A 20,662-nucleotide genomic window follows, 5' to 3' on the forward strand; every position below is an offset into this window, starting at 1 on the left:
AATTAATTTTAAAAACAATTACAGAAGCGTTGGGATTATTTTCTCCAATTCATCAATGATAAAAGGACTGGTACCTACTGCCCCCATGCGAACGACCCCTTCTTTATCGATCACAAAATTGGCAGGAAAAGTTTTAGCCTCATATAATGCAGCCGCATCCTTTCCGCCCATGGCAATCTCATACACGAAAGGAACCCTTTTCAGGAATTTTTCTACCTCTTCTTTTGTCGTTTCGGGACGCACCTCAATCCCCAAGAAAACCACATCAGTATTGCCTTTATATTTGTTTGCAATTGCATTTAGTTCAGGTATTTCTTCAACACAAGGGCGGCACTGTGTAAACCAGAAGTTAATCACCACAACTTTCCCTTTTAAGCTATTAAGACTAATATCTTTTCCGTCCATTGTTTTACAGGTAAAATCTGGCGCAGCCTTGCCCATGAGCTTGTTGTTGATTTCTTTAGTCTCTTTGGCCATAGAGGTACCCTCCCTCGGAGCAAAATAACTCCTACTCATTTCGATATTTTTCTGTTGTTCTTCCCCTGTTGCTTTGCGAAGAACAATCGCCTTTTTACTGTAGTCGATATCGCCGTAAGTTTCAGATGACCATTCTCCTGATGGAGAGAACAAATATTTCCGGTATTGTTCAAATGGCACTTGAATGTATTCTGCGGTATAGTATAGTTGTTCTGCCAGTTTGAAATTCTTGTCTGCCGCCGCTTCATTCAGAGCTTTCATAAATTCTGGTGTTGCTTTGGCAAAATCTGTTAATCCTTTTAAAGCAATTGCTTTTCTTGCCGCTATAGAATCAGCGTTCTTAAAGTAAACTGCTGTTGAATCTATGGTGACAAATTCTACTTTCTGAGCAAAACTGCTGTGCACCGACAAAGTCAGTGCAAATGCAACAATTAATATTTTTTGGGATATTTTCATTATATATTTATATGATAATTTATTAGTTTGATTAAATTATTAGCATTTGGTTTAATACAGTTCTAAAATTTTAACAGTAGCGTCCTCAATGATTAAAAAAGGCGGTAGATTGCTATATTAATTTACTAAAATTAGAACTACCATCACGGTAAATATAAATGTATTTTATCAGATATTGGGTCTACTAGACCGGGTTATTTCTATCAGACTGGTTGGACATTATCAGTCTGACAAGCATCATAAGGGCATCAACAACTGGACTCATTTTATAAGTATGCCTTTCTGCGATCTATCATCAGCAGATTCTATTTTACTAATTCAGAGTTCTATAAATTCTTGGCGAATCTTTGATATATTTTATATCTTAGTAAGATACGAACAAAACTTCGCCAATGAAAAAATATCATTACACAGAAGGTAATAATTCTTATGGACCGTTTACCCTCGAAGAGTTAAGTGCTAAAAATATAGGTCCAAATACATTGATTTGGACAGAGGAACTGGTTACTTGGACAAGAGCAAGTGAGATTTCAGAATTAAGAAGCGTGCTTAAAAACCACCCCACGAATCCTCCCTCCATTCCTCAATCTGAGAATTTTCAATCGACAACGCAACAATACACGTCCTCTCAGTCATCGGCCGCCAATTACCAAAGACCACCGAGAACCTACTTGATCGAAACAATTTTGACGACGATCTTTTGTTGCTGGCCTTTGGGAATTCCAGCTATTATTTACGCATCACGCGTAGAGAAAAAATTCTATGCAGGAGATATTATAGGAGCAGAAGCCGATTCAGCTAATGCGAAGAAATGGATGTTGATTAATATCGGTGCATCTGTATTACTATGGATAGGTTATCTTGGCATATTTGGATTAGCAATGTTTGCCGGGTTATCAGATGGTTTCTAAAAGATCATACTTTTTCCTAGTAGTCTTTTTGGGATTAGTAGGTGTACTTGTGCTCTATAAATATATCAATCCGGTTGAACATATATTATTTCCCAAATGTCCCGTCAAGCATATAACAGGATTGGATTGTCCTGGATGTGGAGGACAGCGAGCACTCCATCATCTTTTAAACGGTCAGTTTAAACAAGCCTTTGCACAAAATCAATTGTTGTTCTTTTTGACACCTTATATCGTTACAGGCTTTTACTTACAGATTGTGCCCAAACCTACACTCAATGAACTTAAGTTGCGGAAGGCCTTATATAGCCACCAAGCTATTCGAATTCTACTTACCGTAATTATTATATTTACCATATTCAGAAATATTACTTAATCCTTCCATACATATATCCGTCATATCATTAAACTTATTATATGAGAAAAACATATTATACTTTGCTTGCCCTCGCCCTCTTGTCTTTTTATTCGTGTGGATCCAGCATGAAATATCACTTGATTAATGCGGATATGTCCCGGGTGAGCCTGGGCATGACGAAAGATCAGGTTTACGAAAAAATCGGCAAACCCAATACTATTATTTCGGCACAACGATTACCTGAAGGGGATCTCGAAGTTTTGGAATACATGAGATTAGAACACAATTCCTATACTGAAAAAAGCGCCCAAAGACCTATATGGGCATATTTTTTAAACAATGAGCTTATTGAATGGGGCCCTGGGGAGGACTGGCAGATCGACCATGCTATTAATAACCGTATATTGGAAAAACAAAAAAACCGTAACCGGGAATAAATAACAAGACCCACATAATTGGTTATGTTATGCTGAGAGCATACTTTGATGACGTTCGGCGACAAACACTTTTATAAAAAAAGCTGATTTGGTATTCCCAAATCAGCTTTTTTATGGAAAACGTAATCACTTACATCATTCCACCCATGCCACCGCCCATTGGAGGAGCACCAGCACCTGGATTTTCATCCGCTTCGTCTGCCAACACACATTCTGTGGTTAACAACATAGAAGCTACAGAAGCTGCGTTTTCTAAAGCGACACGTGAAACTTTTGTAGGATCGATAACACCTGCACCAATCAAATTTTCAAATACATCAGTGCGAGCATTGTATCCATAATCACCAGTACCTTCTTTTACTTTTTGAACAATAACAGCACCTTCGATACCTGCATTAAAACAGATCTGACGTAAAGGTTCTTCAATAGCACGTCTGATAATATCAATACCGATGTTTTCGTCCTCATTAGCACCTTTAAGATCTTTTAAAGAATCAGTAGCACGAATGAAAGCAACACCACCACCAGCTACAATACCTTCTTCTACTGCCGCACGAGTTGCGTGTAAAGCATCATCTACACGATCTTTTTTCTCTTTCATCTCTACTTCTGTAGTAGCACCTACATACAATACTGCTACACCACCAGAAAGTTTAGCTAAACGTTCTTGTAATTTTTCACGATCGTAATCAGAAGTAGTTGTATCAATTTGTGTACGGATTTGAGCAACACGTCCTTTGATATCATCTGCATTACCAGAACCATTGATTACAGTAGTATTATCTTTATCAACAACTACTTTCTCAGCCTGACCTAGGTATTCCAATTCTGCATTCTCTAATTTATATCCTCTTTCTTCAGAGATAACAGTACCTCCTGTAAGAATAGCGATATCTTCTAACATTGCTTTACGACGATCTCCGAAACCAGGCGCTTTAACGGCAGCTACTTTCAATGAACCGCGGATTTTATTCACTACCAATGTCGCTAAAGCTTCTCCGTCTAAATCTTCTGCTATGATCAACAAGGGTTTACCTGTTTGAACCTGCTTTTCCAAGATAGGCAACAACTCTTTCATGTTGCTGATTTTCTTGTCGTAGATCAAAATGTAAGGATTTTCCAATTCGGCTTCCATTTTGTCGGAGTTTGTAACGAAATATGGAGACAAATAACCACGGTCAAATTGCATACCTTCTACAGTTTTTACTTCTGTTTCTGTACCTTTTGCTTCTTCCACAGTGATTACACCATCGTTACCCACTTTTTGCATAGCTTCTGCAATTAATGAACCGATTACATCGTCATTATTCGCAGAAATAGAAGCAACTTGTTTGATTTTGTTATTATCTTGACCTACTACTTGAGATTGAGATTTTAAGTTAGCCACTACTGCAGCTACCGCTTTATCAATACCACGTTTTAAGTCCATTGGATTAGCTCCTGCTGCTACAGATTTGATACCAGGAGCAACAATAGCTTGCGCCAATACAGTAGCTGTAGTCGTACCATCACCGGCTTGATCAGCAGTTTTAGACGCGACTTCTTTAACCATTTGTGCACCCATGTTCTCGATAGCGTCTTTCAGTTCGATTTCTTTCGCAACGGTAACACCATCCTTAGTGATCGCTGGAGAACCAAATTTCTTCTCGATAATTACGTTACGTCCTTTGGGACCTAATGTCACTTTTACTGCATTTGCTAACGTGTCAACACCTCTTTTAAGGGATTCACGCGCTTCTACATTATATTTTACTTGTTTTGCCATTTTATGTTAGTATTGAGTATTGAAATACGAGTATTGAGACCCAATATCTCCTTTTTACTTATTTACTTATTAATTTTTACTTACTACTTATTACTTACAATACAGCGTAAATATCAGATTCACGCATAATCAAATATTCTTTCCCTTCGTAAGTGATTTCAGTACCAGCATATTTACCATATAACACTTTGTCACCTACATTAACTGTAAGAGGCTCTTCGGGTTTACCAGAACCTACTGCTACAACAATACCTTGAGATGGTTTCTCTTTCGCTGTGTCAGGAATATATAATCCTGATGCTGTTTTTTCTTCTGCAGGAGCAGCTTCAACTACTACTCTGTCTCCGATAGGTTTAATACTTAATGCCATAATTATATTTTATTATTTTTTTACTTGATTGTACTTTTAGTCATCACCAATTATGCCAACTCAATAAAAAAGCAATTTTGTTGACAATTTTTCACAAACTCTGAATTTTTATGACAGCAATACACATAGTGAGTATGTCATCCTGACAAAAATACAGGAATAACAAAACCTTCATAAATCCTATATCATCAACAGCTATAAAAGACTCATGAAGGCTCTTGAGGGACCTCGTGTACAGACACTTTCAAAAAAAAGCCTCGCAAACAATGTATATGCGAGGCCTTTAAAATATTTTTTTAGTTAATTTACCGAATCTGGAACTGTCGCAGGAGCCGAACCTGTAGCGGGTGCTGCATTGTTTAGATTCAATGAAGGACTATTTTGTACCGGCGTCTCAATCTGATCGCTTAATCCGCCTCTATTTCCACCAGCTGATGGGCCAACAACATTAATTGCTAAACAAAAAACCATTAAAGCAATCACTAAAGTCCAAGTTCCTTTTTCTAAAAAATCACCTGTACGTTGTACACCCATCAAATTAGATCCTCCCGAAAATCCTGATGATAAACCGCCTCCTTTGGGATTCTGTATTAACACGAAAAATGCTAATAAAACACTTACTAAAACAATCAGGATAATGAATAAAGTCGTCATTTTTTTATTTCTATTAATTATATATTCTTTTCTAATTCTTTAATTCGGCTCGCAAAATACGATTTTTTTTCTGGATATTTCAAAATTAATTTCTTGAATACCTCAATCGCTTTCAAGGACAAGTTTTGATCTGCGTAAATATTTGCCAATGTCTCTGTAACCAACGTATAGTTATCCTCAGCACTCTGCCTGGCTTTGTTTTCCGTATTCAATTGTTCGGGAGATGGTGGATGTATAATCGGATCCTCTCGAATAAACTTTTCAATCACTTCATCAACCTTCTTAGGCACAGGATTATACCGAACATTTTTCATTTTTGTTGCCTCACTGAGCTTGACTTCAGGATCCTGTAAATGAAATATATTCTCCTTAATCTGCTGATCTAGTACGGCTTCTTCAATTTTTTGAGGATTGAATGGTCTCTTATAAGGCTCTGGAAGCACCGGACTTACAAAGGGTTGATACGTTTCCGCATATTCCAATCTTGTCTTATGCAACCACCACCTGAAACTATAGGGCAACAGTTCATCATTATACAAACTGACATTTTCTTCTTCAACAACCCTCTCTTCTGCAACTGGATCCTTCTCCACGTCATTTTTGCTTTCAAATACAAAAAAATCAGCGGAAGAAGCACCTCCTTGGATAAGCTTCTCTAAGACATCCCCAACTTCATCTTCACTTCCGCTATCTTCAACTAATTCGGAAAAGTCCTCTTGTCCCTCTTTTTTATCCACATTTTGCTCTTCCTTAACATCAACAAACGGAATGTATTCCTCCTCATTTTCTACAAGCAGACCTTCTTCTTGCCATACAGGGCGATTCACAAAGTCCCATAGCCAATTCACATTGGGTGCGAACAAAACTGCTATATGTTGAACATCAGAAGTGTCGAACAACATATATCTCCTTTTTGCCATTGCAAAACGAAGAGGTTGCGAATACGGATATTTAGCAATTAATTCCTGTAAAGCTGACTCCTCGATCTGTATTGGATCTTTGAGTGCCTGAACATAAAGTGAATGATATACTGTATTAAGATTTTCCATACATAAATATCTTTCTACCAATTAGCAAACGCTCGATTGTAAATATCTTCCGTCAACCTTTTAATAATATCTTCATTTAACGATGCCTCCTGCGAAGTAACATCTGATCCGGAAAATTCCTTAAATTGCGTAAAAGACTCCTCAAAGTTACTCTCGCCCGTGGCATCCAATTTATTCGTGTACTTTACTTTTACTGTGATAGATAGGCGATTTAAAGCAGCTCTATCTCGACCGCCTGCTTCTACTGCAGCCGGAGTAATGGTATAATTGGTGACGAAACCCTCAAAAATTGCATCTCCATCATCATTTACCTGACTTAAAGAAGACTGCGTACGTATACGTTCTTTCAGGCCCTCCGTAAAATTTTGGCTCAATGTCGCATACACCATCGGTGATATATTCTCAAAATACAATACGGTATAGGTTTTCATTCCCTGAGGGATCGATCCTCCGGTAAAACTATATTTTACCCCACATCCCTGTATGCACAAAATAAGCACTGCGGCAAACAAACTCTGTAATACAATTCTAATAGTAGCTTCTGACATACGACTAAATTACTATTCTAAATTTAAATCTTTAATCTTTCTATACAATGTTCTTTCCGAAATCCCTAGTTCTTGTGCCGCAGATTTCCGCTTCCCTTTATGCTTTTTCAATGCTTTTTTGATCAAATCTGACTCTTTATCTATCAGCGAAAGAGATTCTTCTACTTCCTCCGCATCCTGTGTATCTATTGCCATATATGAATTATTCGGATTCACATTAGTGGGATTATGGATAGTGAGGGTAGACGGAGGTGTATTAGGTACTACTTCCTGATAGAGCTGATTTATATAAGGTGAATTTTGATCAAAAGTAGTCGGATTAGCATCATTTTGAAGCAATTCTACTACGAGCTTTTTTAAATCCACCATATCCTTTTTCATATCAAACAGGACTTTATATAGCAGATCCCGTTCCGAAAAATCCTCCTTATTTTGATCCTTCACAAACATCGGAAGGTTCGTAGTATTTGATTCGACAGGCAAATAATTTCGAAGGATTACTCCACTGACTATACGCTCCTTTTCTAAAACGGCTATCTGCTCTGCAATATTCTTCAACTGTCGTACATTACCCGGCCAGCTATAATTTGTAAGCAACTCCTGTGCATCCGGCATTAGTTGGACTCCCGGCGTACGATATTTATCCGAAAAATCGACCACAAATTTACGAAATAGCAAATAGATATCCTCTTTACGTTCACGCAAAGACGGGATACGCAATGGCACAGTATTCAAACGGTAATACAGGTCCTCACGAAACTTTCCTTTTTTTACTGCCTCAAATACATCCACATTTGTCGCCGCGACCACCCGAACATTTGTCTTCTGAACCTTTGAAGATCCAACACGGATATATTCTCCGGATTCCAAAACACGTAGCAATCGAGCTTGTGTATTCATTGGAAGTTCACCTACCTCATCCAAGAAAACAGTTCCTCCATCAACCACTTCAAAGTAACCCTTACGCGCTTCATGTGCCCCTGTAAAAGATCCCTTTTCGTGACCAAATAACTCTGAATCAATCGTCCCTTCGGGAATTGCGCCACAATTAACCGCAATAAAAGGACCATGTTTACGTGCACTCAGTTGATGAATGATATGCGAGAACACTTCTTTACCTGAACCACTTTCACCTTGTATTAAAACAGATATGTCTGTCGGTGCAACTTGTTTCGCAACATCTATTGCTCTATTGAGCAGAGGGGAATTCCCTATGATACCAAATCTATTTTTTAAATCTTGATTGTCCACAGTATTCTCCTTAATGATTAGTTAATCTACAATTTTTCCGATTAAAGTAGCAGAAGTACAGCTTTGTCCCAACACATACACATAGTCACCCACTTTGTACCTTTCGTCAACAGGGAATACAACCATAGTATTTTGATCATTACGACCACAATAATCTTTATCCGACCGTTTGGAGAATCCTTCGATCAATACTTTATGCACTTTGCCCACGAAATGTTGCAATCTGAACAAACTGTGTTCGCGCTGTAAATTTACCACTTCCGTTAGACGACGTTTTTTTATCTCCTCCGGAATATCATCTTCATAACGCTTAGCAGCTAATGTACCCGGACGTTCCGAGTAAGCAAACATATAAGCAAAATCATATTTCACATATTCCATCATGGATAAAGTTTCTTGGTGTTCCTCTTCTGTTTCTGTACAGAATCCGGTGATTACATCTGTAGAAATTCCACATTCTGGAATAATTCGACGAATAGCATCCACACGTTCTTTATACCACTCACGGTCGTAGGTTCGGTTCATTAATTCCAGTACACGGGAGTTTCCGGATTGTACCGGAAGGTGAATATAATTACAAATATTTTCGTACCGTCCCATCGTATACAATACCTCGTCCGTTATATCCTTGGGATGAGAAGTTGAGAAACGCACACGTAAATCAGGACTTACTTCAGCTACTAACGCCAATAATTGAGCAAAATTGACTGTAGGCAGCGGTTCTTCCCCCTCTGGAACCTCCGGTGTATATTTATAAGAATCAACATTTTGACCTAACAAGGTTACTTCTTTATAACCTGCATTATACAATTCACGAGCCTCACGCACAATGGAGTGTGTATCCCGGCTTCTTTCGCGGCCTCGTGTAAATGGAACTACACAAAAAGAACACATATTATCACAGCCTCTCATAATAGAGATGAAGGCTGAAATACCATTGGTATTAAGCCGAACAGGATTTATGTCCGCATAAGTTTCTTCACGGGACAATAATACATTTACAGCTTTGCTTCCATCATCTACTTTTTCAATCAGATTAGGTAAATCCCGATAGGCATCAGGCCCGACCACAACATCAACCAATTTTTCTTCTTCTAAGAATTTTGATTTCAGACGTTCTGCCATACACCCTAATACACCGACAATCATCCCTGGGTTCTTTGCCTTAGCAGATTCAAATTCCTTCAGGCGATTGCGCACACGCTGCTCGGCATTCTCACGTATAGAACAGGTATTGATAAAAACAACATCTGCCTCCTTATAATCCTTAGTTGTTTCAAATCCCTTATCCAACAAAATGGACGCAACAATCTCACTATCAGAAAAATTCATCTGACATCCATAACTCTCTATGTACAACTTTCTTCCGTTAGAAACTTCTACGGTAGATGGTAACGCTAACGCTTCACCCTGACGATCTTCATCGTGCGTTTTTGTGCTGTGTATTAAATCTAACATATTCTAATTCAAAGTTTACAAAGTTAACAAATTAAAATTAGATATAATGACACTTTGTCAGCGTAATGTCTCATTAAAATAATGAAGATTTACTAATTGAAAAGTAGTGAATATCTAATTGATTTAACACAAACACAACCTTATAAAACAAACAAGGTATCACTCCTATGAGCAACACCTTGTTTTATACTTAATATAAGACCTGTTTACTGACCAACTTCTGCCTTTGCGTCTCTTATCATTTGATCACCCGCTAAAATAACGATCTCTACGCGGCGATTTTCAGCACGACCTCCATCCGTATCATTTGAGGCAATAGGTTCAGAATAATTTTTACCTTGTGTTTTCACACGTGCGCCGGTTAGACCTTGTGATACAGCATAGGATTTTACTGCAGCGGCACGCGCTTCAGAAACTTTCTGATTAGCCGATAATGACCCAATGTTGTCCGTATGTCCAATTACCAGAATTTCAGTTCCGGGCTCTTTATTCAACGTTGCTACTAAATTAGCAATATTGGATTTGGCTGCAGCTTTTAAGTTAGAACTGCCAAAATCAAACAATATACCTTCATCAAATTTCACGATAATACCTTCATCTGCTTTGATTACTTGAGCACCTGCTACCGTATTTTCGATCTCTTTGGCTTGCTTGTCCATTTTCTTACCGATCAACGTTCCTGCTGCACCACCAATTACAGCACCCGCTATTGCACCTACAGCAGTATTACCCGCTTTACCACCAATTAATGCACCTATCGCACCACCAGCAGCCGTACCGATTACAGCACCTTTAGTTGTACTACTTGTATTTTGAATTGTTGAACAACTTGCCAATAACATTGCTGATGTAGCCAAAGAAAGACCATACACAGCTAATTTTTTATTCATTTTCATAACCAATAATTATTTTAGTTTTATTACTCTAAGTAGTAAACAAAGTAAATGCCAAAAGTATCCCTTGTTCGCCCAATCCTTATTCAAACAATCAAAAGAGCACTTTTTATTTTGATTGAGGAGGAATATTCAATTTAGGCAATTTTTGAAAAGCAGGTCTGCCTTGTTCATTCCACGATTTTAACGAACGATTCACATAGTCCAAAAGATCATATTGCCCCCAAGTTTGGGCCGTAGAAAGAGAAGGTCTATAAAGATCCATAAAGTTTTGGAGATCATCACCACTCAATCCAGTAATTTCGGTAATTTTTGCCTTACTAAAGATTCGGTCCACTTGTATTTCATTAACTTCACGATCCATAAATTTTTCAAATCTCTTCATGTTCTTTGCTTCGCGGCCAAATAGGTTATATAACGCCGTCGCAGGACTATTTACATATGTACCCACTCCATTCTTTCCACCATTATATATCCCTTTCTTTTCGTAGTCGCGCAGGATATCTCCCATTTCCTGTTCGCGAGACCTTCGACTGACGACGACTGTTTCCAAGTGAATTCCAGATCGCATTTCCAATAACACATCTTCCATCGTATAGATGATAGTTTTAATGGATCCGTAACCCGTTTTTGTAAGGGATAAGCTATCTCCAACTAACGCCTCTATATAAAACACACCATAACTACTGGTTGTAGTATGCTTTTTAGTCCTTAGATTAACGACATTTACGTCTGCTATTCGGCTGCCATTATCTTTATCCAATACTAATCCGGAAAGCGAAGGCATTTCTGTTTGCTGTGCACGCACCTCCATCAATGCTAATAATAGCACAACAAGACAATATACAGCTTTTATTATTTGTTTTAACATCCGAAGCTAAAGTAAAGAAATAGTTAGACTATAAAATGTTAAAAAGTTTTAAACTATTCATCATTTTTATTTATAGGGATAAAAAACAAAGTTTGCCCCTTCCGGGACAACTACAAACAGACACATAAAATTCTCTGCCTTTTTGAAATGCTTCTCAAAATACGCCCGTTTCTCTTCCTTTATAATCCCTCTCTCCACAAATTCTTCGACCGAACTTACATTGATAGACCAGTTTGTTTCCAGTTCAGTCTTATCGAGCAACACTTCACCTATCCGCACTTCATGCTGATGAGCGACGAAGATAGGATATAATGTATAACCTTCGACGATCATTTCAGCAGAAACCTCTTTTATCGAATCGCTATAGAAATCCAAATCAACTTTTAAACTCTGTAATGGGCTACTTTCAACGGAGGATTGACCACCTTCGTCAGACGGTTGATTATTAAGAAGATCTTCTAAGTTCATATCACCTTTTTTATCTTTATTTATGCTTTTCCTTTAATCTTCAACAGCACCACATTTTCTACATGCTGTGTATGTGGGAACATATCAACAGGTTTGATGCGCACCACATCATATTTCTCCGTGAGTATCTGCAAATCCCGAGCTTGTGTCGCTGCGTTACAACTTACATAGACTATTTTTTCGGCTTCCATTTCCAAAATCCGTTGTACGACATCAGCATGCATACCTGCACGCGGCGGGTCAGTAATCACCACATCGGGTTTACCATGCAAGGAGACAAAATCAGCGGTAAGTACATCTTTCATATCTCCCGCATAAAATTTCGTATTCCCTATTCCATTGATCTCTGAATTGAGCTTAGCATCTTCAATAGCAGACGGTACATATTCCACACCCACAACCTCTTTAACCGTACGGGCGACAAAATTCGCAATCGTGCCAGCCCCTGTATATAAATCGTAGACTAATTCGTGACCTTTCAGATCCGCAAACTCACGTGTGATTTTATACAATTCATACGCTTGATGTGAATTTGTTTGATAGAATGACTTAGCACCTATCTTAAACTTCAGTCCCTCCATTTCCTCATAGATAAAATCACGGCCTTTATACACCTGAATCTCCTGATCAAAAATAGTGTCGTTACGTTTTTGGTTGACGATATATAACAGGGACGTAATATCCGGAAACCTCCTATCTATAAATGACATCAATTGTTCCACCTGCTCTTCTTCCGGATATGCAAAAACAACGATAACCATTACTTCACCCGTTGAAGAAGTGCGAATAATAAGATTACGCAACGCGCCCTCATGCGCGCGCAGATCGTAGAAAGTAATACCTTCTGCTACCGCAAAATCACGGATTGCGTTACGCAAATCATTAGAGGGATCTTGCTGCAAAAAACAATGATCGATATCCAATATTTTATCAAAACGGCCCGGAACATGAAAACCCAAGGCATCCATATTATCCGGAGCCACCTGTTCATCTACAGAAGTAAGCCATCTTTTATTAGAAAACGTGAACTCCAGTTTATTTCTATAGTACGCTGTTTGTTGTGACGGAAGAATACTTTCCATGGAAGAAGTATCAACTTTGCCGATCCGCAAAAGTGCATTATCTACAGATTGCTGTTTGAATTGCAATTGCGCATCGTAGGTCATGTGCTGCCACTTACAACCGCCACATACACCAAAATGCGGACAAAATGGATCTACACGATGTTCAGACTTTTGAATAACATTAACCACCCTGCCTTCTGCAAAGTTCTTTTTCTTCCGTTGTAATTCAACATCTACTACATCGCCGGGAACTCCTTTTTCAATAAAAAGCACTAAATCATCTTGTTTAGCGACGCCTTTTCCCTCTTCTGCGATATCAATAATAGTAATGTTATTCAGGATTTTTTTCTCCTGTGGTATTCTTCTTCCCATGATCTGGCAAAAATACGCTTTTTTTGGAAGTATTGGATATTACGTATTGAGATATGCAGAGTATGAATACGCAAATTTGCATATTCGCCTAAAGCAACGTTGCTGCTACCAGATGAGGCAACATCTCCTTCTGGAAGGAGATAAAATTTTTCTTTACATCTGCATCGGTTACCGCAGTAAAAGCAAATGAAAAAACAATATTTTTACTCGTTTTGATTAAGAAAGTAAGTTTATCCTCAGAAATAGTAGAGCCTATGGTTTCATTTTGGATAAAAGAACTTAGCAATAAAAATTCCAAATCATCCGAAAGTGTTTTCAAATACTCTTGTGCATTCGCAGATTCCCGAATAAACTCCCAACCAACAAATTCATTGCACACTGTATAAGTTACACGACTTACGCGAAGAATTGTATTGGCTAAAAAAGTAGGCAAATCGTTCTCGCGTACGCCTTTATTCAAAATATCCTGTACATTTTCTTGAATATACTCCATCAATACGGCATGAAGAATCAATTCCTTGGATGTGAAATATTTATAGAATGTAGCTTTAGAAATACGAGATTGTTTTGCTAATTCATTGACACTGGTTTTATTATAACCATATTTACGAAAAAGCTCACGAGCGGCTTTCTTAATAGCTACGGTTATTTTATCTTGTTCCATCGATTAATTATTTCCTACAGTATATGAATTCCCAAAAGAACTTACATAATATGGCTTAAGGGGGCATTCGGCTACATCAATGGGCGAACCATCTTTTAAAAACCATTTGGCTCCACTCACTGGATCTTCCACATAAAATGCGTTAGAGATCACCACCTGATTCCGCTGCTCAGGATTTACCGGGCTGCACCTGTCATACGCAACGAACTTATAGGTACCAGCAACGTTGGAAATATTGTACACGATCAAACCGCTTACTCCTCCTGAAATATAGTCGCTTCCATTCGGGCGAAATGCGTCGCTCGCGGTAGCTTGAGAGAATGTTTGATTAAAGGTGACATTAGGAACCACATTACACCCCCCTTTATCACATGCAACAGCAAGTAAAGCGAACAACGAGAAGAGTATATAGTTCCTAATGATCCACATTTATATTATTTCAGTTTCAAATTGAGATAAGAAACGAACATCATTTTCGGAGAAAAGACGCAAATCTTTAATTTCGTATTTCAAATTTGTAATACGCTCAATACCCATTCCAAATGCAAAACCTGAATATTTTTTACTATCTATTCCACAGTTTTCCAACACATTCGGATCGACCATACCACATCCTAAAATTTCTACCCAACCCGATCCCTTACACAACTGACATCCTTGGCCTTTACATATCGTACAGGAGATATCCATCTCTGCCGACGGTTCAGTGAAAGGAAAATAAGAAGGACGGAAGCGCACTTTTGTACCCTCTCCATATAATTCCTGTACGAAGTGAAATAACGTTTGCTTTAGATCTGCGAAAGAAACGTTTTCATCGACATACAATCCTTCAACCTGATGAAAGAAACAATGTGCACGTGCCGAGATAGCCTCATTGCGGTACACCCTTCCCGGCATAATTGCACGAAACGGAGGTTTGCCAGCTTCCATAAGACGCACTTGCACAGATGAAGTATGTGTACGAAGTGCAATATCGTTTCCATCCTGTTTTTTAATAAAAAATGTATCCTGCATATCCCTGGCAGGGTGCTCAGGAGGAAAGTTTAACGCCGAGAAATTGTGCCAATCATCTTCGATTTCAGGCCCTTCCGCAACAACAAATCCTAATTTTTTAAAGATTTCAACGATCTCTTTACGCACCAGAGAGAGCGGGTGACGAGATCCCAGCTGAAATCCTTCGCCCGGCAATGTTAGATCTCCTTCATCACGTTTTGTAGCAGTAATATTGGATTTGCCAAACAGTTCTTGACCTTCTTGGTATTTATTTTCCGCTAATTGTTTAAATTCATTCAATACTTTACCTAAAACACGTTTCTCCTCAGAAGAAACGGTTTTAAATTCCTCGAATAACCCTTTGACAACACCCTTAGAAACTAAAAATTTTAACCTGTAATTTTCTACATCTGCAGCGGATGATAGCGTAATCTGCTCAATCTCTTCGGTATACTGCTTTATTCTATCTTGCAACATAACGCCAAAGATACAGCAAAATATTAAAATTCTATGTCAGGATATGCTAATTAATATGGATTAAAATGGCAGACCATCTTTCTCATCATCATTTTCTTTAAAATCAACAGACTGTTCTTGTTGGGTTGTCGTATTTGAACTAGTATTGGTATTAGCTTGATTCCCGGACGGATTTTCAAAATCCGTCCGTCGTCCTAATATATTGAAACTTTCGGCTACAATTTCTGTTGTATACCGTCGAATTCCCTCTTTATCTTCATACGAACGTGTACGCAATTTACCTTCAATATATACGAGCCTCCCCTTGCTCAAATACTTTGCGGCGACATCCGCCAGTCCACGCCACATGACAATATTATGCCATTCGGTTTGTTCGATTTTCTTTCCGTCTTTATTAAACGTTTCGGAGGTCGCTAAAGGAAAACTCGCTACACTAACATTTCCGTCTAAGTAACGCAACTCAGGATCTTTACCCAAGTGTCCCACTAAAATAACTTTGTTTACGCTTGACATACTATAATTTAGGGTTTATTCAGCTAATATACTTATTTAAAAAAGAAAAAATAAGCTTATGTTTAGCTAATTTATCTAAATTTTCTAACAAACAATAATTCCATTCTTCTTTTTTTTCTTTTACCTCAGGTAAATTTTCCAAACGATAAAAACGCGCATAAATATTCTGATGGCTCAAAATGTGTTTTACTTGTCCATTTATAGGCAACAGATCTGCCCCTTCAAAATGCGTCATAAATTCATCTAGTTGCATCAGTTCTACCACATCTAGATCATCCTCAGTTTCTATCAAAGGCAACTCGAATAAATTGGACCACACATCCCTATCTCCTCGCTTAGACATCAATATAGATTCGTCCTTCTCATGAACGAAATAATGAAAAAACCTATTCCTGCTTGCTTTTCCTTTAAGCTTAACCGGCAACTCAAAAACTCTGTTCTCCTTATAAGCTACACACTCCAATCTAAAAACACAAGTTTCACACAACGGCACCTTTGGTTTACAGTGTATTGCACCAAAATCCATTATCGCATGATTATACATCCCTGGATTATTACTGGGTATTAATTCCTGTGCAAGATTTTTGAACACCTTTTTCCCCTCCCCGGAATTAATAGGTATAGCAATGCCAAAATAACGTGATAATACACGAAAAACATTTCCATCTAACACTGCCTGCTTTTCATCGACCGAAAAAGAAGAAATGGCCGCGGCCGTATAATCTCCCACTCCTGGCAGCTGAATGACATCGGTATATCGTGTTGGGAAATTTCCTTGAAACTCAGCGACAACAAGTTTCGCTGCCCGGTGCATATTACGCGCCCGTGAATAGTAACCTAGTCCTTGCCAAAGCCGCAAAATATCTCCTTCCTCCGCATCAGCAAATTTCCGGACATTTGGATATTTTGTTACAAAAGAATCAAAATAAGGCAACCCCTGTTCGACGCGCGTTTGTTGAAGAATAATTTCGGATAACCAAATGATGTAGGGGTCATTTATATTGCGCCATGGTAACTTACGACCATTTTTTGTATACCAAGAGATTATTTTTTCCGAAAAAGACATACTGCAAATGTGCACATTTTTAACAAATTTTAACAAGCATATCTGTCGGTTAGCCCTTAAGAGATTGAGCATAACTCGCCTATTTCATTAAATTTGCGACACGCTGTAAAAAAGTTTTAATAATTAAGTATGTTAAAAAATAAATCTTCTGTACACATTATCAGTACAGATGGCACATCAGACAAAAGCCTGATGATACCAACAGTCCTTCTTAATCACTGGAAACAAATCTGCATATCTACTCTTTCATTTATCTTTATTTTATGTGGCAGTATTGTCTATTTTGCCACAAGTAAAAAAGAACAAGACATTACTAACAAATATGAAGCCACTCTAGATAAGGTAAGAGCAATGAACCGACAGTTGAGTTCAGATCAAAGTGAAAGTGCCCGGGATATTCATCAAGTGAAGCAATCATTCAATAAAATAGACAGCACGTTAGAACGCATTAACGCAAAAATGAAAAAAAGAGGTTTAAAAACCATTGCCTTACAAAATGCAGGAGGACCGATAGAACTAGATGAAGATAACATCGAACTGTTAAGCGAATTTTATGCCGATGCGTTAAAAGAATTAGACCGTAAACTTGCGGGAATTCCTATTGGGATACCCCATCCTGGAAAAATTACATCAAAATTTGGCTACCGCCGTAACCCTTTCACAAATAGCGGTAGAGAGATGCACTCCGGAATCGATCTAAAAGGAAGAACAGGTGACCCTGTAAAAGTAACTGCCAATGGTAAAGTCGTTTTTGCAGGATATGAAGGCGCGTATGGGAACGTTGTAAAAGTGAATCATCCCAATGGCTTTCAAACCCGTTATGCGCACCTTTCAAAAACGAAAGTAAAAAAAGGCCAAAATATTGAAGTCGGTACAGTTGTCGGATCACTAGGCAATACGGGCAGAAGTACTGGTTCACACCTTCACTACGAAATTTTAAAAAACAACAAGAAGCTTAATCCTGAAAAATACTTCAATTTTTAAAATGGAGTTCCACATCCATACCCTCCACAGAGGGAAATTTATGTCTAGCTTTTTGCTCTTGCTCTTTGTAGTAGGTGGCTTAAGTTCCCTTATTCCTTTTCAGGAAATTGTAAAAATTATTATTGTCCTGTTTACGATTCCTGCCATATTATTTATAAGCGTAAAAATAAGTCAAAATCCATCGGTATGGACACTTACGGAAGAAAACATAACAATTACCTTTCCCGATAAAGAGATTTCTCATCCACTTTCCGAAATAAACCATATTCAAAGTCTTACTCGTTCGGGAGGCGCGCTATACGTTATTCATTTCCACAAGAAATCACCTGCCCGATACTGGCGCAACAAACTTTTCCAAGACGAAGACGACAACCAACATCTTCACCAAGCACTTATCAATTCCACTGTGGAATATTATAAGTTTTAGGTTACAATTAACCCAACTCGCACCAATTTTTGTAAGTTTGTCCCGTGAGCACGAACTACAAAATAATATTGACACACAGGGAAAAATATTATTTACTTCGGACTCTCATCAACAATCAACAAAAGATGAAATTGAATTATATCCTATTTTTAGCTGTTGTAGTATCCTGTTGCAATCCCCTATTTGGGCAACGTAAAGGATACTGGCAACAAGGTGTAGATTATAATATGTCCATTGATGTACACGAAACAACCTATCAGTACGATGGACAGATGACATTAAAATACACTAACAACTCTGGTCAGTCATTATCAAAGGTATATTTCCACCTCTATTTTAATGCGTTTCAACCCGGAAGCATGATGGATTACAGGCTCACCTCCATATCTGATCCAGATCCGCGGATGATTACCAACCTGGGCACAAAAGAAAAACCTATTTACCAAAGTCGCATCGCGCCACTTACACCTGAACAAATTGGCTATCAGAAGATAAAATCACTTACATTCAACGGCATTAACACAACCTATAAAGTGGACGGCACTCTATTAGAAGTGACTCTTCCCTCACCTATTCTAGACGGCGCTACGGCTACATTCCAAATGGAATGGAATGCACAGGTGCCTGAACAAATTAGACGAAGTGGTCGAAATTCGAAAGAAGAAGTTGCTTTCTCGATGACACAATGGTATCCAAAAATGGCTCATTTTGATGAATTTGGCTGGCATTTGGACGAGTATGTTTCACGAGAATTTATAGCTCCTTTTGGAAATTTCGACGTCAAAATCAATATCCATAAAGACTATATCATCGGTGCATCCGGAGTATTACAAAATCCAAACAACGTAAAAGGCTATCAAAAAAAGCCCTCAATCAAAGCAATAAATAACAAAGTAGAATGGCATTATAAAGCCAAAAACATTCATGATTTCGCATGGGCAGCAGATTCAAAATTTGTAGTCGACTCTGCCAAAAGCAACGGCGGAGTAAATGTGTACACCGTATATTTACCAAAAGATAAACTCACTATTGATAACTGGAAACAAGCACTCGGATTAGCTACCGATTTTTTTGACTTCTGCGCCGATAAATTTGGCGCTTATCCTTGGACGAGTTACACGATTGTACAAGGCGGAGACGGTGGCATGGAATACGGCACGGCTACTTTAGTAACCGGCGGAAGAGACATCAAAAGTTTAGTAGGTGTGATCTTCCATGAAGCTGCACATTCCTGGTATCAACATCTTTTCGGCATTAACGAAACGGTTGATGAATGGTTTGACGAAGGGTTTACAAGCTATGTAGAAGATCTGGCTTTCCAGCAGCTCTTTGAGAAAAAAGGTGCTGTAGATACTAATCCGGTAATTGCAGCTTATCGCGCCTATTACAAGCTGGCACTTTCGGGCAAAGAAGAGCCGATGAGTCTTCTTGCAGACTATTATAATTCCAACTACGCTTATAGTAACGAAGCATACAACAAAGGTGCCGTCCTTGCGCAGCAATTAGGATATATCATCGGACAAGAAAACTTAAATAAAACATTTCTAACATTTTATGAGCACTGGAAATTTAAGCATCCTACACCAAATGATTTCAAACGTATAGCAGAAGAGGTATCGGGAATTAATCTCAAATGGTATTTTAATCTATTTATCAATACCACACGTAAAATTGACTATGCCATTACTGAAGTTACTTCGAATAGCATTGTACTTAAAAACAAATCCGATTTTGCGATGCCGCTAGACGTATTGGTTGAATATGAAGACGGTTCCAAAGAATTATTTTACATTCCGCTTCGAGAAATGCGCGGAGAGAAACCAGCAGAAAACTTTGACATCTATCAAAGCACAACCCGTACAACAGTAGAAGATTGGTTTTGGACCAAGACAGACTATGTGATTACAACACGTAAGCCTGCCAAAAAAGTTTGGATTGATCCATCCCAACGGCTAGCAGATATAGAATCTTCAGACAATACTTTTGAAAAGTAAAAGTCAACAAAGGTTTGTTGTTTTTTAAAGAAGGTTTGATTAAATCAAATTTATTTTCGCCTCTATGCCAGCGAGGGGCATCCTGCTTTTGACCGCAAAAGCAGCGAACAACTAGCACTTAACCAAGCAGATCTCAGCCTTTGAA

The 20,662-nt window shown here is 38.3% G+C and carries 24 protein-coding genes; 7 read left to right on the top strand and 17 right to left on the bottom strand.

Annotated features, from left to right (window positions below):
* Positions 1-18 precede the first annotated feature (18 nt).
* A complete protein-coding gene (locus tag E4F24_RS06540; RefSeq protein ID WP_140937883.1) occupies positions 19-933 on the bottom strand; it encodes a TlpA family protein disulfide reductase in 915 nt (304 codons plus the stop codon).
* 154 nt (positions 934-1,087) lie between these two features.
* Here E4F24_RS06540 and E4F24_RS14130 point away from each other — a divergent pair, with 154 nt between their 5' ends.
* From E4F24_RS14130 to E4F24_RS06560, 4 genes are read left to right on the top strand one after another with little or no spacing between them, the layout of a single operon-like run.
* Positions 1,088-1,354 (top strand): DUF4372 domain-containing protein, encoded by a 267-nt coding sequence (locus E4F24_RS14130; protein ID WP_394344455.1) that lies wholly within the window; start codon positions 1,088-1,090, stop codon positions 1,352-1,354.
* Positions 1,326-1,844, top strand: a complete 519-nt coding sequence (locus tag E4F24_RS06550; protein WP_140937884.1) for a CD225/dispanin family protein — start codon at positions 1,326-1,328, stop codon at positions 1,842-1,844. Before E4F24_RS14130 ends, E4F24_RS06550 begins: the two co-directional genes overlap by 29 nt.
* The gene (locus E4F24_RS06555) at positions 1,834-2,217 is read left to right on the top strand and encodes a DUF2752 domain-containing protein (protein ID WP_140937885.1); all 384 of its coding nucleotides are present in this window, start codon (positions 1,834-1,836) and stop codon (positions 2,215-2,217) included. Before E4F24_RS06550 ends, E4F24_RS06555 begins: the two co-directional genes overlap by 11 nt.
* 41 nt (positions 2,218-2,258) lie before the next feature.
* Positions 2,259-2,636: a hypothetical protein gene (locus tag E4F24_RS06560; protein ID WP_140937886.1), complete on the top strand. Its 378-nt coding sequence runs from the start codon at positions 2,259-2,261 to the stop codon at positions 2,634-2,636.
* A 130-nt stretch (positions 2,637-2,766) separates the two neighbouring features.
* Here E4F24_RS06560 and groL read toward each other — a convergent pair whose 3' ends face one another.
* The 16 genes from groL to mutY all read right to left on the bottom strand — a co-directional run bounded on the left by groL (position 2,767) and on the right by mutY (position 17,112).
* On the bottom strand, positions 2,767-4,401 hold the full coding sequence (groL, locus tag E4F24_RS06565) for a chaperonin GroEL (protein ID WP_140937887.1): 1,635 nt from the start codon (positions 4,399-4,401) through the stop codon (positions 2,767-2,769).
* A gap of 94 nt (positions 4,402-4,495) precedes the next feature.
* Complete coding sequence (locus E4F24_RS06570) at positions 4,496-4,771, bottom strand: co-chaperone GroES (RefSeq protein ID WP_136821627.1); 276 nt, start codon at positions 4,769-4,771, stop codon at positions 4,496-4,498.
* Positions 4,772-5,071: 300 nt separating this feature from the next.
* Positions 5,072-5,425, bottom strand: coding sequence for a preprotein translocase subunit SecG (gene secG / locus E4F24_RS06575; protein WP_140937888.1), 354 nt, complete (start codon positions 5,423-5,425; stop codon positions 5,072-5,074).
* A 17-nt stretch (positions 5,426-5,442) separates the two neighbouring features.
* The gene (locus E4F24_RS06580) at positions 5,443-6,474 is read right to left on the bottom strand and encodes a hypothetical protein (protein ID WP_140937889.1); all 1,032 of its coding nucleotides are present in this window, start codon (positions 6,472-6,474) and stop codon (positions 5,443-5,445) included.
* Between the two features lie 14 nt (positions 6,475-6,488).
* Positions 6,489-7,022, bottom strand: a complete 534-nt coding sequence (locus E4F24_RS06585; protein WP_140937890.1) for an LptE family protein — start codon at positions 7,020-7,022, stop codon at positions 6,489-6,491.
* A gap of 12 nt (positions 7,023-7,034) precedes the next feature.
* A complete protein-coding gene (locus E4F24_RS06590; RefSeq protein ID WP_140937891.1) occupies positions 7,035-8,273 on the bottom strand; it encodes a sigma 54-interacting transcriptional regulator in 1,239 nt (412 codons plus the stop codon).
* Positions 8,274-8,294: 21 nt separating this feature from the next.
* On the bottom strand, positions 8,295-9,731 hold the full coding sequence (miaB, locus tag E4F24_RS06595; protein ID WP_140937892.1) for a tRNA (N6-isopentenyl adenosine(37)-C2)-methylthiotransferase MiaB: 1,437 nt from the start codon (positions 9,729-9,731) through the stop codon (positions 8,295-8,297).
* 206 nt (positions 9,732-9,937) lie between these two features.
* On the bottom strand, positions 9,938-10,627 hold the full coding sequence (locus E4F24_RS06600) for a YiaD family glycine zipper/OmpA-like lipoprotein (protein WP_317130739.1): 690 nt from the start codon (positions 10,625-10,627) through the stop codon (positions 9,938-9,940).
* A 106-nt stretch (positions 10,628-10,733) separates the two neighbouring features.
* Positions 10,734-11,495, bottom strand: a complete 762-nt coding sequence (locus tag E4F24_RS06605; RefSeq protein ID WP_140937894.1) for a hypothetical protein — start codon at positions 11,493-11,495, stop codon at positions 10,734-10,736.
* Positions 11,496-11,561: 66 nt separating this feature from the next.
* Positions 11,562-11,963, bottom strand: a complete 402-nt coding sequence (locus E4F24_RS06610) for a hypothetical protein (protein ID WP_140937895.1) — start codon at positions 11,961-11,963, stop codon at positions 11,562-11,564.
* Between the two features lie 20 nt (positions 11,964-11,983).
* Positions 11,984-13,399, bottom strand: a complete 1,416-nt coding sequence (gene rlmD / locus E4F24_RS06615; protein ID WP_140937896.1) for a 23S rRNA (uracil(1939)-C(5))-methyltransferase RlmD — start codon at positions 13,397-13,399, stop codon at positions 11,984-11,986.
* An 88-nt stretch (positions 13,400-13,487) separates the two neighbouring features.
* On the bottom strand, positions 13,488-14,063 hold the full coding sequence (locus E4F24_RS06620; protein ID WP_140937897.1) for a TetR/AcrR family transcriptional regulator: 576 nt from the start codon (positions 14,061-14,063) through the stop codon (positions 13,488-13,490).
* 3 nt (positions 14,064-14,066) lie between these two features.
* The gene (locus tag E4F24_RS06625) at positions 14,067-14,492 is read right to left on the bottom strand and encodes a hypothetical protein (protein ID WP_140937898.1); all 426 of its coding nucleotides are present in this window, start codon (positions 14,490-14,492) and stop codon (positions 14,067-14,069) included.
* Complete coding sequence (pheS, locus tag E4F24_RS06630) at positions 14,493-15,533, bottom strand: phenylalanine--tRNA ligase subunit alpha (RefSeq protein WP_140937899.1); 1,041 nt, start codon at positions 15,531-15,533, stop codon at positions 14,493-14,495.
* 60 nt (positions 15,534-15,593) lie between these two features.
* Positions 15,594-16,046, bottom strand: coding sequence for a single-stranded DNA-binding protein (locus E4F24_RS06635; RefSeq protein WP_140937900.1), 453 nt, complete (start codon positions 16,044-16,046; stop codon positions 15,594-15,596).
* A 19-nt stretch (positions 16,047-16,065) separates the two neighbouring features.
* Positions 16,066-17,112, bottom strand: coding sequence for an A/G-specific adenine glycosylase (gene mutY, locus E4F24_RS06640; protein WP_140937901.1), 1,047 nt, complete (start codon positions 17,110-17,112; stop codon positions 16,066-16,068).
* A gap of 129 nt (positions 17,113-17,241) precedes the next feature.
* Between mutY and E4F24_RS06645 the strand changes: the two genes are divergently transcribed.
* The 3 genes from E4F24_RS06645 to E4F24_RS06655 all read left to right on the top strand — a co-directional run bounded on the left by E4F24_RS06645 (position 17,242) and on the right by E4F24_RS06655 (position 20,517).
* Positions 17,242-18,096 carry a M23 family metallopeptidase gene (locus E4F24_RS06645; protein WP_140937902.1) on the top strand — a complete coding sequence of 285 codons (855 nt, stop codon included), beginning with the start codon at positions 17,242-17,244 and terminating at the stop codon, positions 18,094-18,096.
* A gap of 40 nt (positions 18,097-18,136) precedes the next feature.
* Positions 18,137-18,523 (top strand): hypothetical protein, encoded by a 387-nt coding sequence (locus E4F24_RS06650; RefSeq protein WP_140937903.1) that lies wholly within the window; start codon positions 18,137-18,139, stop codon positions 18,521-18,523.
* 125 nt (positions 18,524-18,648) lie between these two features.
* The gene (locus E4F24_RS06655; RefSeq protein ID WP_140937904.1) at positions 18,649-20,517 is read left to right on the top strand and encodes a M1 family metallopeptidase; all 1,869 of its coding nucleotides are present in this window, start codon (positions 18,649-18,651) and stop codon (positions 20,515-20,517) included.
* Positions 20,518-20,662 lie beyond the last annotated feature (145 nt).

The sequence above is a fragment of the Sphingobacterium lumbrici genome, assembly GCF_006476045.1.
Taxonomy (GTDB): Bacteria; Bacteroidota; Bacteroidia; order Sphingobacteriales; family Sphingobacteriaceae; genus Sphingobacterium; species Sphingobacterium lumbrici.

What these genes read in the sequence shown, in the direction of transcription:
- E4F24_RS06650 (WP_140937903.1), top strand. Translation starts at nt 18,137, where the DNA reads ATGTCTAGCTTTTTGCTCTTGCTCTTTGTAGTAGGTGGCTTAAGTTCC.
- E4F24_RS06600 (WP_317130739.1), bottom strand. Translation starts at nt 10,627, where the DNA reads ATGAAAATGAATAAAAAATTAGCTGTGTATGGTCTTTCTTTGGCTACA.
- mutY (WP_140937901.1), bottom strand. Translation starts at nt 17,112, where the DNA reads ATGTCTTTTTCGGAAAAAATAATCTCTTGGTATACAAAAAATGGTCGT.
- E4F24_RS06635 (WP_140937900.1), bottom strand. Translation starts at nt 16,046, where the DNA reads ATGTCAAGCGTAAACAAAGTTATTTTAGTGGGACACTTGGGTAAAGAT.
- E4F24_RS06580 (WP_140937889.1), bottom strand. Translation starts at nt 6,474, where the DNA reads ATGGAAAATCTTAATACAGTATATCATTCACTTTATGTTCAGGCACTC.
- E4F24_RS06645 (WP_140937902.1), top strand. Translation starts at nt 17,242, where the DNA reads ATGTTAAAAAATAAATCTTCTGTACACATTATCAGTACAGATGGCACA.
- miaB (WP_140937892.1), bottom strand. Translation starts at nt 9,731, where the DNA reads ATGTTAGATTTAATACACAGCACAAAAACGCACGATGAAGATCGTCAG.
- secG (WP_140937888.1), bottom strand. Translation starts at nt 5,425, where the DNA reads ATGACGACTTTATTCATTATCCTGATTGTTTTAGTAAGTGTTTTATTA.
- E4F24_RS06560 (WP_140937886.1), top strand. Translation starts at nt 2,259, where the DNA reads ATGAGAAAAACATATTATACTTTGCTTGCCCTCGCCCTCTTGTCTTTT.
- E4F24_RS06585 (WP_140937890.1), bottom strand. Translation starts at nt 7,022, where the DNA reads ATGTCAGAAGCTACTATTAGAATTGTATTACAGAGTTTGTTTGCCGCA.
- rlmD (WP_140937896.1), bottom strand. Translation starts at nt 13,399, where the DNA reads ATGGGAAGAAGAATACCACAGGAGAAAAAAATCCTGAATAACATTACT.
- E4F24_RS06550 (WP_140937884.1), top strand. Translation starts at nt 1,326, where the DNA reads ATGAAAAAATATCATTACACAGAAGGTAATAATTCTTATGGACCGTTT.
- pheS (WP_140937899.1), bottom strand. Translation starts at nt 15,533, where the DNA reads ATGTTGCAAGATAGAATAAAGCAGTATACCGAAGAGATTGAGCAGATT.
- E4F24_RS06570 (WP_136821627.1), bottom strand. Translation starts at nt 4,771, where the DNA reads ATGGCATTAAGTATTAAACCTATCGGAGACAGAGTAGTAGTTGAAGCT.
- E4F24_RS06655 (WP_140937904.1), top strand. Translation starts at nt 18,649, where the DNA reads ATGAAATTGAATTATATCCTATTTTTAGCTGTTGTAGTATCCTGTTGC.
- E4F24_RS06540 (WP_140937883.1), bottom strand. Translation starts at nt 933, where the DNA reads ATGAAAATATCCCAAAAAATATTAATTGTTGCATTTGCACTGACTTTG.
- E4F24_RS06625 (WP_140937898.1), bottom strand. Translation starts at nt 14,492, where the DNA reads ATGTGGATCATTAGGAACTATATACTCTTCTCGTTGTTCGCTTTACTT.
- E4F24_RS06605 (WP_140937894.1), bottom strand. Translation starts at nt 11,495, where the DNA reads ATGTTAAAACAAATAATAAAAGCTGTATATTGTCTTGTTGTGCTATTA.
- E4F24_RS06610 (WP_140937895.1), bottom strand. Translation starts at nt 11,963, where the DNA reads ATGAACTTAGAAGATCTTCTTAATAATCAACCGTCTGACGAAGGTGGT.
- E4F24_RS06555 (WP_140937885.1), top strand. Translation starts at nt 1,834, where the DNA reads ATGGTTTCTAAAAGATCATACTTTTTCCTAGTAGTCTTTTTGGGATTA.
- groL (WP_140937887.1), bottom strand. Translation starts at nt 4,401, where the DNA reads ATGGCAAAACAAGTAAAATATAATGTAGAAGCGCGTGAATCCCTTAAA.
- E4F24_RS06620 (WP_140937897.1), bottom strand. Translation starts at nt 14,063, where the DNA reads ATGGAACAAGATAAAATAACCGTAGCTATTAAGAAAGCCGCTCGTGAG.